Consider the following 15,626-nt stretch of genomic DNA (forward strand, 5'->3'; position numbering starts at 1 on the left):
ACGTGAGGTGGTACCGCTTTCCGCCGTTTCAGGCTTCGACCAGACTACCGTCCTCGGTATCGGAAATGACGCGATTGCGTCCGGTACGCTTGGCACGATAGAGCGCCGCATCCGCTTCCCTGCACAATCGCTGCAACCCGTAGCCGGAGCTGTCGGTAGAGGCCAGGCCGACGCTGGCGGAAAACGATATGACACCCCCGTCTGCATCGACCGGCGCCGCTTGAATGGCCGTCCGAATGCGATCGGCGATGGCCTTGCCCTGGTCGCGGGAACAGTCGAGCAGTAGGATGCCGAATTCCTCGCCCCCCAGGCGGCCGAACAGATCGGCGGGGCGCAGGTGCTGCTCGCAGACAGCGACAGTGCGCTTGAGCACGGCATCGCCCATGGCGTGTCCATGCGTGTCATTGACCTGCTTGAAGTAGTCCATGTCGATGAAGATCAGGCAGGCGGCACCATGTTTTTTCTCCAGCAGGCGCAGGGCGCGGTCGGCCTCGCTGATGAAGTGCTGATGGTTGAAGATGCCGGTAAGCCCGTCCTGGCTGGACAGCTTCTTGAAGCGAAGCTGCGAGCGCTTGATGCGGAGCAGCCAGAAGACGATGGATGCCAGGACCAGCAGCAAAAGGACGATGTAGAGCCGGCTGGTCTCTACGGCCTTGGTGCCCAGTGCCTGCTGCAGCCGCAGAATACTGTTCTGCTTGCTCAGGCTTTCCGTCTCAAGCTTCTGCACAAGGGTGTGCTGCTGGGTCATCTCGTAGGCCAGCGTACGAGCGCTGACGTCATTGAGATAACCCTTGTCCTGGATCACATATTGTTCGTAGTACGCGAGCGCGGCGCCGTCGTTCCCATGCTTCTTTTCGATCTGGTACAGCACCTCGTAGACCACTCTCAGCCACTCGCTTATGTCACCCGGTCGGCCCAAGGCTATGGCGTCGAGTGCGGCCTTTTTCGCTTCGTTGTCGTTGCCCAGTTTTGCATAGGCCTGCGCTCGTTCCGCCTGTGAAGACAGTAGATGAAAATGGTACCGGCTGGTGCGAATGCTGGGGGCGATGCGGTCAAGTAGTGCCAAGGCTTTATCTGGTTGACTCTCGTCCAGGTAAAGGCTGCTTAGCACCAGCCACATGCTGTTGGTGGCGATGGGTTGTCCGGCCACTACGCAAGCATCAATAGCCTGATGGAGTATCGGGCTGGAGGATATCAGTCGTTTGCTGTTGTAAAGCGCGGCGACCTGCAGGTTTAGAGGAAGGCATGCCGTCTCACCAGGAGGCATGGCGTCCTCCATCATGCGTGCGTACTTGATAGCGAGATCGGTTTGTCCGGCAAAGTCCAGCATCTGCGACAGGTACATCAGGGTCGCGTAGCGAACGTGAGGATCGCTAATCTTTGGTAATGCAGTTGTCAGGCGATTGGCCAGAGCAAAGGCTTCGTCGTAACGTTGATTGGTGCCAAGGTTATACAAGAGCAGCGCAGACGCCTTGCCCACCAGCGTCACGTCGCCGGAGTGATCAATCACTTCGCGGAGCTGAATTTCAGACTGGGCGTAGTCGCCTCTGAACATGGTTTCCCATGCATCGAGATATCGCAGATACCATTGCTCGCGCTGAGTCAGGCGCGGCGTTTCTCGATGAATCTGCTCCAGCATTTGCACGAACTGAGGATGATCTTTCGTGCGAAGACTCTCGGTCTGCTCAAGGAATGCCGTCGGGTTCGTAGCGGGCGTGACGGCATGGGCCGGCTGCACGAGCACACTCCAGGCCATGCCAATTAATGCAGACCATGACCAGAAGTGGCGCGTCAGCCGGCGCACGTGGGCTGTATTTATCGATCAGGGAGAGATTGGCCGCTATCGGGAGCCGGCTCAGTGGGTTGCTCAGTGTCGCCACCCTCCTCGGGCTCGTCTTCCTCACGGCATGGGCCCTGAGTGCCTTGAGGTGGCTCCATGGGCTTGTGTCCAAGCTCGTTGAATAGCCATTTGTTGTCACCAGTCGCTACCGCGGTAGTGAGGCCGTCGGACGCTTGTGCCTGCTCAAGTGCCTTGGCTAGTTCTTCAGCCGATGCATGACGCAGCGAGGCGTCACGGCCGATAGCTTCCAGCAATTCAATCGTGTCTGCCATGTGTTTCCCCTGTTTCCTGTCATTGCAGCTTGATGGGCCTATCCCATCGGTAGCGTGCGGTTCTTGAATCGATAAAGCGTGGTGTCGGTCTTCATCGACACTTCCTGGTAGCAGAGTGTGAGACGGGACTGTCCTTCAAAGATGCGATATTGCTGGAGCGATTGAAGGATTACCCCCATGTCAGCCCCTGCCTTACGCCAAAGCATCTGTCTTGCTCAGCTCATCTAATGCCGCCAAACGCTCTTGCATAGCGTGATTCGGTATCAAGGATTCTGCCGGGGGCAACACCACTGACTCCTCGGAGGTCAATGGGACATGAGGTAGATCACGCAGGGCAACGCGACGAATGCGGGGCTTCTCGATCGGCAACGTTGCTCCGCGATAAATAATCACTTCATGGTCGAGCGAATAATCCTGACTGAGTTGATCTACTAGCACTTGGCGATATGCTGGTCCGGTCTGGAAGCGTGTCATCGAAAGATCGCCGACCAAGCCGACCTGCCACAGCACCAGATAACCGGTGGGGTCGATGCGTCGTTTATACAAAAGCAGCTGCGTAGCCTCGAAGTGCTGACAGCCGTAACGGCCCGGATCGATCCCCAGATCGGCATAGAGGCAATCTTCAGCGGAAATGCCTGGCTCCATGTGCGCGGCGAAACCTTCTGCTCGCGCAACCTCGATGACCTTGTGCGGTGACCACGCAAAAATGCCTGGATGCCCATAAAACACTCCGCAGACACGCTTGTCGGCGCGGACTTCCGTCATCATCAGGTTGACCCATTGCTTATAGGTCTTCAGCCGCGACTTGCCCTCCTGATAGTAGGGTTGGAGGCTGCGGACATCCGGGTGCATGCGCTGCAACCACATCTCCACCACGCCATCGGAAAGCCCGGCGAAGATCACGTCCGCTTGCTCAATATGGCTGCGCGCCAGCGGTGTGAGGTGGGAGCCCAAAGTCATGCCCATGCCGACGCAGGCCAGGCTGCCGCGGCGCGCATCGTTCGATGGCGGAAGAGGGAGTGTTGTCATCGCGTGATAGTAGGGCAATTTTCTGAAGCCAGAACATGGCCAGAGGAACTAACGGCCAGCTGCCCAGGCCCTCTATTGCACCAATCAGATGCATTGCCCATGATGGTGCAATGGACACGATGCCTTGGCGCACTTGGGCGGAGCAGATGTCGACGGGCCTGGCCTTGGTCGATGCGCAGCTGCGCGTGGCCTGGATCAATCCAGCGCTGGCTGAGTGGCTGGAGACGGGGCCACGCAGTGCGGTGGGGCAGCCGTTGGGGCTGCTGCTGCACGAACCGGACTGGCTGGCGCAGGTTACGCGTGCGGTGGCGGAGCAGCGCGCCATGCAGTTGCGCGGGGTGGCCCTGGTGCCGGGGCGTGGGCGCGGGGTATCGGTCGACATCAGTCTGCAGCCGCTGGACGAGCATCACTTGCTGCTGGAAGTGCATGCGTTGGCTGAAGCCTCGCCGGGTGCTTCGCCGTTGTCGGCGACGCTGCGCGGTTTCGCACATGAGGTGAAGAATCCGCTGGCGGGTTTGCGTGGCGCGGCGCAGCTATTGCAGCGGCGCGTAGGCGACGAGGATCTGAAATCGCTGGCCGGCCTGGTGATTGCCGAGGCCGACCGGCTCACCTCGCTGGCGAATCGTTTGTTGCATCACGACGGCGCACCGCGGCTGGCACTGGTGAATATCCATGAGCGGCTGGAGCAGCTGTGCGATCTGTTGCAGGCCGAGCCGGAGCCACCGCAGTTGCGCCACGACTACGACCCAAGCCTGCCAGATGTGATGGGCGATGCGGATCGCCTGCAACAGATTCTGCTCAACCTTGCACGCAACGCGATCGAAGCCGGGGCGCGCACGCTGATATTGCGCACGCGCGTCGAGCATGGCTTGCGCGTTGGCGAGCGCGTGTTGCGCACGGCCTTGCGTGTGGATGTGATCGACGATGGCCCGGGTGTGCCACCGGCGTTGCGCGACACCTTGTTTGAACCGCTGGTTTCCGGCCGCGCCGATGGCAGCGGCCTGGGCCTGGCGCTGGCGCGCGAGATCGCGCGCGAGCACGGTGGCGAACTGCGTTTCGTCAGCCGGCCGGGCGAGACGGTGTTCTCTTTGTATCTGCCGCTGGAGCGTCCACATGAGTAACGAGCCCATGTCTCATGACATCTGGATCGCCGACGATGACCGCGGCGTGCGCTTCGTGCTAGCTGAAGCTTTGCGCGATGCGGGCCTGCCCGTGCGCGAGTTCGGCGATGCGGCCTCGGTGCGCGACGCGCTGCGCGAATCGCGGCCAGCTTTGCTGGTCACCGACGTGCGTATGCCGGGGGAGGACGGGCTCGCTCTGTTGAATGAGCTGAAGGCGCAGGGGATCGGCCCGGTGATCGTGATGAGCGCTTTCACCGACGTCGCCACCACCGCGGCGGCGTATCGCGCCAGTGCGGTGGATTATCTGGCAAAGCCGTTTGATCTGGATCAGGCCGTCGCCGCCGTGCAGCGCGCGCTGGCAGACGTACCGGCAACGGACGCGCCGATGGCGGCTCCGATGGCACCCACGCATGCGCTGCTGGGCGAAAGCGCGGCGATGCGCGAAGTATTTCGTCTGATCGGCCGCGTCGCCGCCAGTGATCTCAATGTGCTGATCACCGGCGAGACCGGCACCGGCAAGGAACTGGTGGCGCGCGCGCTGCACGAGGAAAGCGCGCGTCGCGACAAGCCTTTCGTCGCCTTGAACACGGCAGCAATTCCCAGCGAGTTGCTGGAGAGCGAGTTGTTTGGTCACGAAGCTGGCGCGTTCACCGGCGCCACGCGCCGCCACGCTGGCCGCTTCGAGCAGGCCGAGGGCGGCACGCTGTTTCTGGATGAGATCGGCGACATGCCGCTGGCCTTGCAGACGCGTTTGTTGCGCGTGCTGGCGGGTGGCGAGTTTTATCGGGTGGGTGGGCGCGAGTTGATTCGCGGCAACGTGCGCATCGTGGCGGCCACCCATCAGGATCTGGATGCGCGCGTGGCTGGCGGACAGTTCCGCGCCGACCTCAAGCATCGCCTGGATGTGGTGCGCATCGAGTTGCCGGCGCTCAGGCAGCGGCGTAGCGATATTCCGTTGCTGGCACAACACTTCCTTGCAGCGGCGGCGCAGGAACTGAAGTTGCCGCCGAAACGTTTCTCCAAGGCCGCGCTGAAGGCCATCGCGCAGCGCGATTTTTCCGGCAACGTGCGCGAGCTGGAAAATCTGTGCCGCCGCCTTGCGGTGATTGCGCCGGGTGCGGAAATTCTTCCGGCGGATCTGGGCAGCGCGACCGCGACGCCAGCGCTCGGCGACTGGACGGATGCGCTGCGCGAATGGGCCACCCAGGCCCTCGCCGATGGCGAAAGCGATATCCACGACCGCGCCCGCGAAGCGATGGATCACACTTTGTTGCAGGCCGCGCTGGCCGTGCACAGTGGTCATCGGCAGCACGCAGCGATGGCGCTCGGTGTCGGGCGCAACACATTGACCCGCAAACTGGGCGCCTCGCGTACGCGCCGGCCTTCGAAACCTTGATCCTGGAGTAGGGCATGTCTTTGCTTGTACGAGTCGCGGAACGTGGCGATATCGCCAACATCGCGGCATGGAACGTCGCGATGGCGTGGGAGACCGAGCAGAAGCGGATCGATCCGGCGCTGCTGGAGCGCGGCGTGAGCGCAGTGTTCGATGAGCCGCGACGCGGCTTCTATTTAGTTGCCGAACGCGACGGCGTGCCGGTGGGCTGCCTGTTGGTGACGTACGAATGGAGCGACTGGCGCTGCGGTGACTTCTGGTGGATCCAGAGTGTGTACGTGGTGGCGGAAGCGCGGCGTAATGGCGTGTTCCGTTACATGTATGAAGCGGTGGAGCAGCGTGCGCGCGAGGCCAAGGCGGTGGGACTGCGTTTGTATGTGGAAACGGAGAACCAGCGGGCGCAGGGCACATATGCCGGGTTGGGAATGGAGCGCTGTCACTACTTTATGTATGAGGCGATGTTGTAGGAGCGCACCCTGTGCGCGATGCTCTTTTAGGTCGTCGCTAAAAAGCTATCGCGCACAGGGTGCGCTCCTACAGCAACAGTGCGAACTCTTCGGCAGGCATCGGCGCGCCATAAAGAAAGCCTTGCAGCAACGCACAGCCGGCCTGGCGCAGATATTCGGCCTGCTCCTCGGTTTCCACGCCTTCGGCCACTACGCTCATCTCCAGACTCTGCGCCATGGTGATGATGGCGTCGGCGATGGCGGCACTGTCCGTGTCGGTGGCGATGTCGCGCACGAAGGTGCGCGGGATCTTGAGTACATCGATGGGGAAGTGTTTCAGATACGACAGGCTGCTGTAGCCGGTGCCGAAGTCGTCGAGTGCCAGGCTGATGCCGAGCTCCTTGATCCGGTGCATCAGCACACGGCTATGGTCGCCGCCTGACATCACCATGCGCTCGGTCAGTTCCAGCTCGATCAGGCCAGGCGGCAGCGCGCTCTCATGCAACAGAGTACGCAGGGTTTCGTGGAAGCCTGGCTGCAGGAACTGCGGTGGTGCCACGTTCACGGCGATGGCGACGCTGCGCCCGCTGCGGTGCCATTCGGCGGCCTGGCGGCAGGCTTCCTGCAGCGCCCATTTGCCGAGCGGACCGATCAGGCCGCTTTCCTCGGCGACGGGTACGAACTGGTCGGGGCGATAGACGTCGCGGCCGTCCACTTGCCAGCGCAATAGCGCTTCGGCGCCGACCACGGTGCCGGTGCGCGCGTCGACCTTGGGCTGATAGTGCAGTTGCAGGTCGCCGCGACGCATTGCTTTGCGCAGGTCGCGCTCAATGCGCAGCTGTGCGGCGGGGCGCTCGGTCATCGAGGGGGCGAACAGACGATAGCTGTTGCGACCCTGCATCTTTGCCTCGTACATCGCCGTGTCGGCGTGGCGGATCATGCTTTCCACGTCGTTCGCGTCGTCGGGATACAGGCTGATGCCGGCGCTGAAGCTCAGGATGATCTCGGTCAGTTCCGTCGGCGGCTGTTCCTGCCAGCGGCGCATCAGCAGTTCGCAGGTCTTGCCGGCCTCGACGGCGCTGTCCACGTGCGGCAACACCACCATGAACTCGTCACCGGCCGTGCGGCTGACAGTGTCCTCGCTGCGCAGCAGGCCGCGCAGGTGCTGGGCGAACAGACGCAGCAGATGGTCGCCGGTCTTGTGGCCCAGCGTGTCGTTGATCTGCTTGAAGTGGTCCAGGTTGATAAACAGCAATGCGGCGCGACCACGGCGGCGGCGCGCGGCGGAAACCACTTGTTCCAGGCGCGACTGCAGTAGGCTGCGGTTGGGCAGGCCGGTCAACGTGTCGTGCTGCGCCATGTGCGCCATCTTCAATACCAACGCGCGGGTGGCGCTGACGTCGTGGAATACCAGCACGCCACCAATCACATTGCCGGCATGGTCGTGAATGGAGGCGGCTGAATCCTCGACCGGCGTTTCAAAGCCATTGCGATGCATCAGCATGGCATGGCCGCGCAACTCGACGATGGTGTCGCGGGTGATCGCGTCCAGCAGCGGGTTGTGAATGGGCGCCCGGGTTTCGCCATCCATCAGCTGGAACACCTCGTTGACCGGCTGCCCGAGCGCCTCGCCATGGCTCCAGCCGGTCATTGCCTCGGCGATGGGGTTGAGCGAGGTAATGCAAAGCTGCAGGTCGGTGGTGATCACCGCGTCGCCGATCGAGCGTAGGGTGACTTCGGCCAGTTCGCGTTCGCGGAACAGCGCTTCCTCATAGGCCTTGCGCTGGCTGACGTCCTGGATCTGCGCCACGGCATGGAACGGTGTGCCATCCGGCGCACGTACCAGCGACACGCTGAGCTGCACGTGCACGACATGGCCGTCGCGGTGGAAGTAGCGCTTTTCCAATTGATAGGAGTCGCGGTGACCGTCCATCAGTTCCATCGCCATGGCGTGGCTCTTGGCGACGTCGTCGGGATGGGTGATCTCGCGGATATTGAGGGCGAGCAGTTCATCCTCGCGATAACCAAGCATGTGGCACAACGCGGCATTGACGCGCAGCAGGCGGCCGTCAGGCGCCACCAGGCCCATGCCGATCGCGGCGTGCTGGAACGCGCCATAGAAGCGCTGCTCGCTTTCGCGCAGCCGTGTTTCCAGCGCGTGGCGCTCGGTGATGTCGATGAACACGGTGAACACACCGCGCACGCTGCCGTCGCTGTCGAAGTCGGGCTGGAAACTGCCGTGCACATAGCAGCGCGCATCGCCGCTGAACATCTCACCCTCGTACACGGAGGGCGAGCCGCACAGCGCCTGTTCCAGGCAGTTGCCCGCGCTTTGCAGGCTGATGGCATCGAGTACTTCGGCAACGAGTCGGCCGACAATGCGTTCCGGACGCACGCCGAACCAGCTCTGATGCGCGGCGTTGGCGAAACGGAAACGTTGGTCGCGATCGATGTAGGTGATCAACGCGGGCGCGCCGTGAATGACGTGCGCCGGCCAGTCGGTATCGGGCGATGCCGGCCGTGGCTCGTGATCGGATTCGATCTGCTGCATCGTCATACCGCCCTGGTCGCTTCCATAGGACGCTAAGGCCGCATCATGCGCTAACTTGCGGTGACTGGGCAGTGGGTCGAGTTGCTCTCGTTGAAGCGACTTCAGAAGCTGTGTCAGCCTCGCGACAGACTTAGTGAAGAGCGTGCGAAGGCGCGGCCAGATGGCCGTCCGCATCCAGCACGATACGACCCAGTGCGTGCAGCTCGGCAGGGATGCCGTAGCGCTCAGCCAGCGCCGTCACCAATGAGCCCAAGGCCTTGGAATGCAACGGATAACCGTGCACCAGCACGCGCGCGCGGCCACCGTCGCCGCGCTGGGCAAGGGTGACGGCGACCACGCCAAGGCCGGGTGCCTCGTGAGCATGCAAGGCGGGTGCGCCGTAGGCGGGTTCGAGCGTGCCGAGCACTTCCAGCAGGTAGCCGTGTTCGGCGCCGGTGGCGCTGGCGTGTTCCGAATGCAGGCTCACGGGCAGGTGGTGTGCTTCCAGCAGGGCGGCGTACTGGCGCAGCTCGAATAAAATGCCAGCCAGGTCATGAGCGCGCTGGGCGGGCTCGCTGGACTGGGTGCGCAGCCAGTCGGCTGGCGATTGCACGCTGATCTTGCCTTCCGCATAGCGCAGGGCGAGGCCGCGTGCGCTCAACGCGGTTTCCTCGCGGTAGGGCGTGAGCAGTGCGGCCTCGAGCAGTGTCCACAACGCGGCAAGGTTGACGTGTTCGTACTGCACACAGGTCATCGCGAGCAGATCGTTGCGGCTCAGATAGCGCACATGCTCGAGGCGCACACCGAGGGTGCGCATCAGCCAGTCGGCGGTGCGTGCACCGGCTTCGCCGCGACCGACCAGTTCCACTTCCAGTGATTCCGAAAGCTCGGCGGCCAGCGTTTCCGGCGCCAACAGGCTCAGCGGCAGCAAGCGCATCGGACCGTCCGCATATGTCGCTTCCGGTTCCAGCGGCTGGGCTGGCATATGGCCTTCGTGCGTACCAAAGGCGACTACGTTATCCAGATGGCCGCGCGGTACGCGTTTAGCCAGTTCGTCGAGGGTGGCCCACACCGGAAAGCCGGGGCGCAGTAATTCCACCGTATCGAACAACGCGCCGGCGACGGCCAAGCGGGCCTGGTCGATCTGGGGCACCAGGCCATGCAGGTCGGCGGCTATCAGGGCGGCCAGTTCGGCAGCTTCATCGCGGCTCAGGGTGATGCGCGCCGGCGCTTCGCCGGACGAGAGTTCAAGCGCCAGCACGATGGGCAGGGCGACCAGCGATTGAGCTTCCACGTGAGCGAACCCGAACAGCAAAGAACCGGAAGTCTAACATTCGCCCGTTTGGGCTACCGCCGCGTGGCAGGCCGCGTTAGCCTTGAAGGCTCTAGCTCGCTTGGACCGTGAAGGAAATGGAAAACACCCAGAAGCGTGTCGGTGTGATCGGTGGCGTACGCATCCCGTTCTGCCGCAATAACACCGCCTATGCCGATGTCGGCAACTTCGGCATGTCGGTCAAGGTGCTGGGCTCCCTGGTCGAACGCTTCCGCCTGCATGGCGAGGAGCTGGGCGAGGTGGCGATGGGTGCGGTGATCAAGCACTCCTCGGACTGGAACCTGGCGCGCGAGGCGGTGCTTTCTTCCGGCCTTGCGCCCACCACCCCGGGTATCACCACGGCGCGCGCCTGCGGTACCTCGCTGGATAACGCCATCATCATCGCCAACAAGATCGCCACCGGGCAGATCGAGGCGGGCATTGCCGGCGGTTCTGACACCACCAGCGACGTGCCGATCGTGCTCGGCGAGCGTTTCCGCAAGCGCCTGCTGGCGATCAACCGCGCCAAGGGCTGGCAGGACAAGATGGCTGCCTTCACCCGTGGCTTCTCCTTCAAGGAACTAAAGCCGGCATTCCCCGGCGTGGCCGAGCCGCGCACCGGCATGTCGATGGGCGATCACTGCGAGAAGATGGCCAAGGAGTGGCACATCGGCCGCCAGGCGCAGGATCAGCTGGCGCTGGACAGCCATCTCAAGCTGGCCGCCGCCTATGAGGCGGGTTTCTTCGAGGATCTGGTCGTGCCGTTCCGCGGCCTGAAGCGCGACGGTTTTCTGCGACCGGACTCCACCCTGGAAAAGCTCGCCACGCTGAAGCCGGCCTTCGACAAGATTTCCGGCCATGGCACGCTCACCGCCGGCAATTCCACCGGCCTGTCCGATGGCGCCGCCGCGGTGCTGCTGGCCAGCGACGAATGGGCCGCCAAGCACGGCCTGAAGGTGCAGGCGTACTTCCGCGACGCCGAAGTGGCCGCGGTGGATTTCGTGCATGGCGAAGGCCTGCTGATGGCCCCGACCATTGCGGTGCCGCGCATGCTTGATCGCCACGGCCTGACGTTGCAGGACTTCGACTTCTACGAGATCCACGAAGCCTTTGCCGCGCAGGTGCTGTGCACCCTGCGTGCGTGGGAGAGCGAGGATTACTGCAAGAACCGCCTGGGCCGCGACAAGCCGCTGGGTAGCATCGATCCGGCCAAGCTCAACATCCATGGTTCGAGCCTGGCGGCAGGCCATCCCTTTGCCGCCACCGGCGCGCGCATTGTCGCCACGCTGGCCAAGATGCTGGAGCAGAAGGGTTCGGGCCGCGGCTTGATCTCGATCTGCACGGCCGGCGGCATGGGCGTTACCGCCATCCTCGAACGGCCGTAATCCACGGCCGTCCCAGACGCTCGAATCCCCTTATGTTCCGTCTACGCACCACGACTGGCCTGAGCTTGCTCGCGCTGGCCGTGGGCGTGGCGGGCACATTCTGGCTGAGCGAGCAGACGGCGAATTGGACGGGACCGGCGCGACGTGTAGCACACGCGACGCGTGCGCCCTCTACTGAGCCAGCAAAGCGACGTATGACATCACCTGCGCGTGCGCCGGCACCGCGAGTAGCGCACCTGCCGCCGATCGAGAACGCACAGGCCGCCACCGTACCGGTGGAAAGCGCGACTGTCGCACTCACCCCGATTGATATGCCTGCCGCATCCGCGGATTTCTTCAGCAGGCGCACAGCACGTGCCGGCCGGGTGGTGTTGAGTCTTACCGTGGACGGCCAGGGTCGGGTGATCCATGCCGGTGTGGGTGAATCCAGCGGCGATCCCCAGCTGGACGACGAGGCCGTACGCACCGTGCAACATTGGCGTTTCGCTGTGCCGGCTGATCATCCCGATGGCATCAGCGGCATGCTTCCGATGCGCTTTGACGCGAATAACGGAGCGTCGAGCGGTTCCTGATCCGCTAGAGAATACCGTTGGCGCCCGAACCGAACGCGGTGATCAGGCGCGTATAGACCAGCTTGGACGAGATGGCGACGTCGGGGAAATCGCCGACGGGCGTGTAGCAACTAAAGAAATTCGGGTCGCTGGGCCGCATCGGCGAACAGCCGGCGTCGAGTTCGTAGCTGGTGGCGTAGCGGTAGGGCCAGAAATCGAACAGCGGCAGCGACGCGGAGATGTCGCCGATGGCCGCGCTGAGATCGGACAGCAGCGGGATGGAGCGTTGGCGCGGTGCAACGACCCAGGCGTTCTCCGGCTGTGTCTCGCGCATGATGGCGTCGCGCAGCTGCTGGGCGAAGTCGGCGTCGTAGACGATTACGCCCGCTTCGGTGTTGTAGTGATCCGAGCGCGGGTCGAAATTGTGTGAGCCGACCATGGCGAAGCTGTCGTCGACCACGATCGATTTGGCGTGCAGTCCGAAGCGGCGCCCCGCGCTGACCAGCGGTACGGGGCGGTTGCGCTTGCCGCCGCGGCGGATGCTGAGCGAGCTGCGGGTTTCCGTGCCGGCCACGCGTTTGATGTTGGTCGGTTTGCGTTCGATCACCGGGCCGTCATCCGCGCTGGCGAAAGCGTTGTCTTCGGCGGGGCCGGCGGCGTGCGGCTTCATCTCGTAGATTTCGAAGCCGTAGTCCTTGAGATAGCGCTTGCGATGTTTGTAGGAGAGCGCATACACCGCGAATGCATCGGTCGAAGCGAGCGAGTTGGTCGAGACCACGATGCGCGGCGGTGCTTCCTGTTTATGCAGGCGCTCGAAGATCCGGCGGGCGCGGCTGCTCATCACCAGGTATGGCGTCTGCAGCACCACTTCTTGTTTGGCCGAGCCGACCATGCGCATGACGTGGGCGGTGAACTCGCGCGCGTCGCGCTTCTGCGGCTGCGCGGTCTTGGCGGGTAGGTCGCTGAAGAATTCGACCCGCGAAGTGCGCAGGCTATCTGATACCAGGTTGTCGTCGAGCCATTCCGCATCGTCGGCTTCTTCCTGCACGCGCGCGACTCGCTCGGGATGGATGTACGTGGGTGTCGGCCACGGTTGCATGGGAGTGGACAACAACAGGCGATTGACGTCGCGCAGATGGGTCAGCCGCACCGCGCGCTTGTGTTTCCAGAACAGTTCGAAGCTGGCGCCCATCGCCTGCGCGGCGGGACCGCCGACCATCACGTCGCGGTCGACATAGTCGAAATCGTTGTCCCAGTCGAAGTAGCGGTCCTGGTAATTGCGTCCGCCGGTGATGCCGATGCGGTTATCCACCAGCAGCACCTTGTTGTGCATGCGCTGGTTGAATTTGAAGAAGCAGCACACGATGCCGGCGGCGAACTCCACGGGTGAAGTCTGCGCTTCGTGGAAGGTAGGGTTGTACAGCCGCACCTCCAGGTTGGTATGCGCGCGGGCGATGCGGTCCAGCCAGGTGGCGTCGTTGAAGGAGAACAGCTGGTCGGCCAGGACGCGCACCTTTACGCCGCGCCGCGCCGCTTTGATCAGTTCGTCGAGGATCAGCTGGCCGGCGTCGTCCTGGTCCCAGATATAGGTCTGCACATCGATCGACTGTCGCGCTGCGCGGATCAGGTTGATCCGCGCCACCATCGCCGCCTCGCTGTCGCTGAGCAGGGTGACGACGTGGACTGGCTGCGTTTCGGTGGAGTCGGCCAGCGCTTTGGTGGCAGCGTCCATCAAGGGCGAGGCCTGTGCGCAATGATCGTCGCCGGTGCAGTCGAGCTGGCGGTCGGCCTGCGCAGCCACCACCGCATCCGCGCGGCGGATGTTGGCTTTGGACACCGTGCAGCCCGGCAACAAGGCCGTGGCAAGCAAGAGAAGGAGAACCCACGACCAGCGCAATGACATGGCGCGATGATACGGAGCGTTTGTGTATTTCGTCCCGCATCGGTGGGCGCTTGAAACGACGGCGGTCCAGCCGCGATTCATGGCCGGGCGTAATCAATCGCGATCAGCAGGCCTAGCGAGACTTGATCCGACAAAGCGGTGCGGTGACCGGTCATGCCGAAGTCGCTGCGCTGGATGGTGCCGCGCAGTTCGATCTTGCATTGCTGGGGCGCATCGAGCGGGCAATACGAAGGCAGCAGTTCGAAATGCGCGGGACGGGTCAGGCCGCGCAGGGTCAGCGCACCGAACAGCTCGCCGCCTTGCTGTAGAGAGCTGAGTGGTACCGGCTCGGAGACGAAATGGATGGCCGGGTAGTGTTCGAGATCGAAGAACTCCGGTGCCAGCACCCAGCGGCGGAAGCGATCCGAATCCATCTGGATGCTGTCGACCGCGATGCGCGCATCCACCATCGCCATGTCGTGTTGCGCGCTGAGGGTGACCTCGCCGTCAATGTGCTCGAAGCGTCCTTCGACCTGGCTCAGCCACAGCAGCCGCACCCCGAATTCGGCGTGCGAGCGCTGTGGATCGATGCGGTAGTCAGCGGCATGGAGCAGGGAGGTCGCGAGCAGGCAGGAGGCTAGCAGCCATCCCGTAAAACGGAACCTCACGGCGACCAGAAGGCGTCCAGGCGGGCATGGCCCGGCTCCAGCGAGTCGTCCTTACCTTCCAGGTGCAGCACGGCGACGCCGGCCGGCGGCATGCCGCGGAATTCATCCGAGCGGCCTTCGACGAGCAGGGCCACCAGCCGTTCAATGCCGGGGTTATGGCCGACCAGCATGACCTTGTCCGCGTCGGCATGCTGGTCGAGCAGGGCGAGCAGTTCGCCCGGCGTGGCGTCGTAGATTTCCTCGGCCAGCTGGATCGCCGGGGTTTTCTGCATGCAGCTCAGTGCAAGTTCGGCGGTGGCGCGGGTGCGTGCCGAGGGCGAACACAGCACCCGTACCGGATGCTTGCCGTGCTTGGCCAGCCACTCGCCGGCCGCCCGCGCCTCCTGTTCGCCGCGCCCGCTCAGGCGCCGGCCCTGATCGTCTCCCCCGGCCTGGGCAGGCTGGGCTTCGGCGTGGCGCAACAGGATCAGCTCATGCATGGAAAGACTCCGTCCGGCGGGTGCGCTTCAAGGTGGTTCACTGTTGGCGCTTGATCCAGCGCAGGAGCTGTTTCCAGTCTTCCTGGTGGTTGCGCACGTTTTCGGAGGCGTAATCAAAGATGCCCTTGCCCAGCGCGGTCAACAGCACATAGGCCTGGCTGTCTCGCAATTGGGCGACCAGCGGGAACGGCGAATGGCCGGCCAGCTGTTCCATAGCATCCTGGCTGGCGCGGGTCCACGGCTTGAGCCGGTTACCGACTACGCCTACCGGCAGCTTGCCGCGTTTCACCCGCGGGATCTGCTGCAGGTGATGCAGGAAGTCGAGGGTGGCGTCCATGTCGAACGGCGACGGCAGGGCCGGCACCAGCAGGACGTCGGCCTTTTCGATATACGGTTCGAGTTCGCGTTCGTGTGAGCCGGCGGGGGTATCGATCAGCACCCGCTGGGTATCCGCCGGAATTTTTTCCAGGGATCTGCGCCCGCCTTCCAGCGCGAGTACGCCGGGTACGTTGTCGGCGCGGCGCGCCGCCCAACGAAAGCTGGAGCCCTGCCGGTCGGCATCCACGATAGTCGTGTGTTTGCCGTCCTGCGCCCAGTGCGAAGCCAGCTGGGTGACCAGCGTGCTCTTGCCGCAACCGCCTTTGCTGCTTGCTACCAGCACCGTCAGCATGCGCCGCCCCTGTGTTCAAGGTGGGGCCAAGAGTACACAGGGACGGAG

Annotated in this window: 14 protein-coding genes; 5 read left to right on the top strand and 9 right to left on the bottom strand. The window is 63.6% G+C overall.

Annotation, left to right across the window (positions count from 1 at the left end; genetic code table 11):
* Positions 1-28: 28 nt before the first annotated feature.
* The 3 genes from BM338_RS06590 to BM338_RS06600 all read right to left on the bottom strand — a co-directional run bounded on the left by BM338_RS06590 (position 29) and on the right by BM338_RS06600 (position 3,141).
* Positions 29-1,804, bottom strand: a complete 1,776-nt coding sequence (locus BM338_RS06590) for a sensor domain-containing diguanylate cyclase (protein ID WP_255367202.1) — start codon at positions 1,802-1,804, stop codon at positions 29-31.
* 11 nt (positions 1,805-1,815) lie between these two features.
* Positions 1,816-2,112, bottom strand: a complete 297-nt coding sequence (locus tag BM338_RS06595) for a hypothetical protein (RefSeq protein ID WP_177229243.1) — start codon at positions 2,110-2,112, stop codon at positions 1,816-1,818.
* Between the two features lie 192 nt (positions 2,113-2,304).
* A complete protein-coding gene (locus tag BM338_RS06600) occupies positions 2,305-3,141 on the bottom strand; it encodes an SAM-dependent methyltransferase (protein ID WP_090449988.1) in 837 nt (278 codons plus the stop codon).
* Positions 3,142-3,251: 110 nt separating this feature from the next.
* Here BM338_RS06600 and BM338_RS06605 point away from each other — a divergent pair, with 110 nt between their 5' ends.
* From BM338_RS06605 to BM338_RS06615, 3 genes are read left to right on the top strand one after another with little or no spacing between them, the layout of a single operon-like run.
* Positions 3,252-4,262 (top strand): two-component system sensor histidine kinase NtrB, encoded by a 1,011-nt coding sequence (locus tag BM338_RS06605; RefSeq protein ID WP_090449989.1) that lies wholly within the window; start codon positions 3,252-3,254, stop codon positions 4,260-4,262.
* Between the two features lie 7 nt (positions 4,263-4,269).
* Complete coding sequence (ntrC, locus tag BM338_RS06610; RefSeq protein ID WP_090450145.1) at positions 4,270-5,658, top strand: nitrogen regulation protein NR(I); 1,389 nt, start codon at positions 4,270-4,272, stop codon at positions 5,656-5,658.
* A 14-nt stretch (positions 5,659-5,672) separates the two neighbouring features.
* Complete coding sequence (locus tag BM338_RS06615; protein ID WP_090449990.1) at positions 5,673-6,122, top strand: GNAT family N-acetyltransferase; 450 nt, start codon at positions 5,673-5,675, stop codon at positions 6,120-6,122.
* Between the two features lie 67 nt (positions 6,123-6,189).
* Here the strand turns inward: BM338_RS06615 and BM338_RS06620 are convergent, their stop codons facing one another.
* Together BM338_RS06620 and BM338_RS06625 are read right to left on the bottom strand one after the other, a co-directional pair.
* On the bottom strand, positions 6,190-8,652 hold the full coding sequence (locus BM338_RS06620) for a sensor domain-containing protein (protein WP_090450146.1): 2,463 nt from the start codon (positions 8,650-8,652) through the stop codon (positions 6,190-6,192).
* Positions 8,653-8,782: 130 nt separating this feature from the next.
* Positions 8,783-9,925, bottom strand: a complete 1,143-nt coding sequence (locus tag BM338_RS06625; RefSeq protein WP_090450147.1) for a hypothetical protein — start codon at positions 9,923-9,925, stop codon at positions 8,783-8,785.
* Between the two features lie 116 nt (positions 9,926-10,041).
* Here BM338_RS06625 and BM338_RS06630 point away from each other — a divergent pair, with 116 nt between their 5' ends.
* On the top strand, positions 10,042-11,328 hold the full coding sequence (locus BM338_RS06630) for an acetyl-CoA C-acetyltransferase (protein WP_090449991.1): 1,287 nt from the start codon (positions 10,042-10,044) through the stop codon (positions 11,326-11,328).
* A gap of 32 nt (positions 11,329-11,360) precedes the next feature.
* The gene (locus BM338_RS06635; protein WP_090449992.1) at positions 11,361-11,900 is read left to right on the top strand and encodes an energy transducer TonB family protein; all 540 of its coding nucleotides are present in this window, start codon (positions 11,361-11,363) and stop codon (positions 11,898-11,900) included.
* A gap of 4 nt (positions 11,901-11,904) precedes the next feature.
* Here BM338_RS06635 and BM338_RS06640 read toward each other — a convergent pair whose 3' ends face one another.
* From BM338_RS06640 to BM338_RS06655, 4 genes are all read right to left on the bottom strand, one after another.
* On the bottom strand, positions 11,905-13,782 hold the full coding sequence (locus tag BM338_RS06640) for a phospholipase D-like domain-containing protein (RefSeq protein WP_090449993.1): 1,878 nt from the start codon (positions 13,780-13,782) through the stop codon (positions 11,905-11,907).
* A 77-nt stretch (positions 13,783-13,859) separates the two neighbouring features.
* Positions 13,860-14,429, bottom strand: coding sequence for a YceI family protein (locus tag BM338_RS06645; protein ID WP_090449994.1), 570 nt, complete (start codon positions 14,427-14,429; stop codon positions 13,860-13,862).
* Positions 14,426-14,908 carry a SixA phosphatase family protein gene (locus tag BM338_RS06650; RefSeq protein WP_090449995.1) on the bottom strand — a complete coding sequence of 161 codons (483 nt, stop codon included), beginning with the start codon at positions 14,906-14,908 and terminating at the stop codon, positions 14,426-14,428. Before BM338_RS06650 ends, BM338_RS06645 begins: the two co-directional genes overlap by 4 nt.
* 37 nt (positions 14,909-14,945) lie before the next feature.
* Positions 14,946-15,578, bottom strand: a complete 633-nt coding sequence (locus tag BM338_RS06655; RefSeq protein WP_090449996.1) for a ParA family protein — start codon at positions 15,576-15,578, stop codon at positions 14,946-14,948.
* Positions 15,579-15,626: the final 48 nt, after the last annotated feature.

This window comes from Dyella sp. OK004, from assembly GCF_900114495.1.
In the GTDB taxonomy this organism is placed as follows: domain Bacteria; phylum Pseudomonadota; class Gammaproteobacteria; order Xanthomonadales; family Rhodanobacteraceae; genus Dyella_D.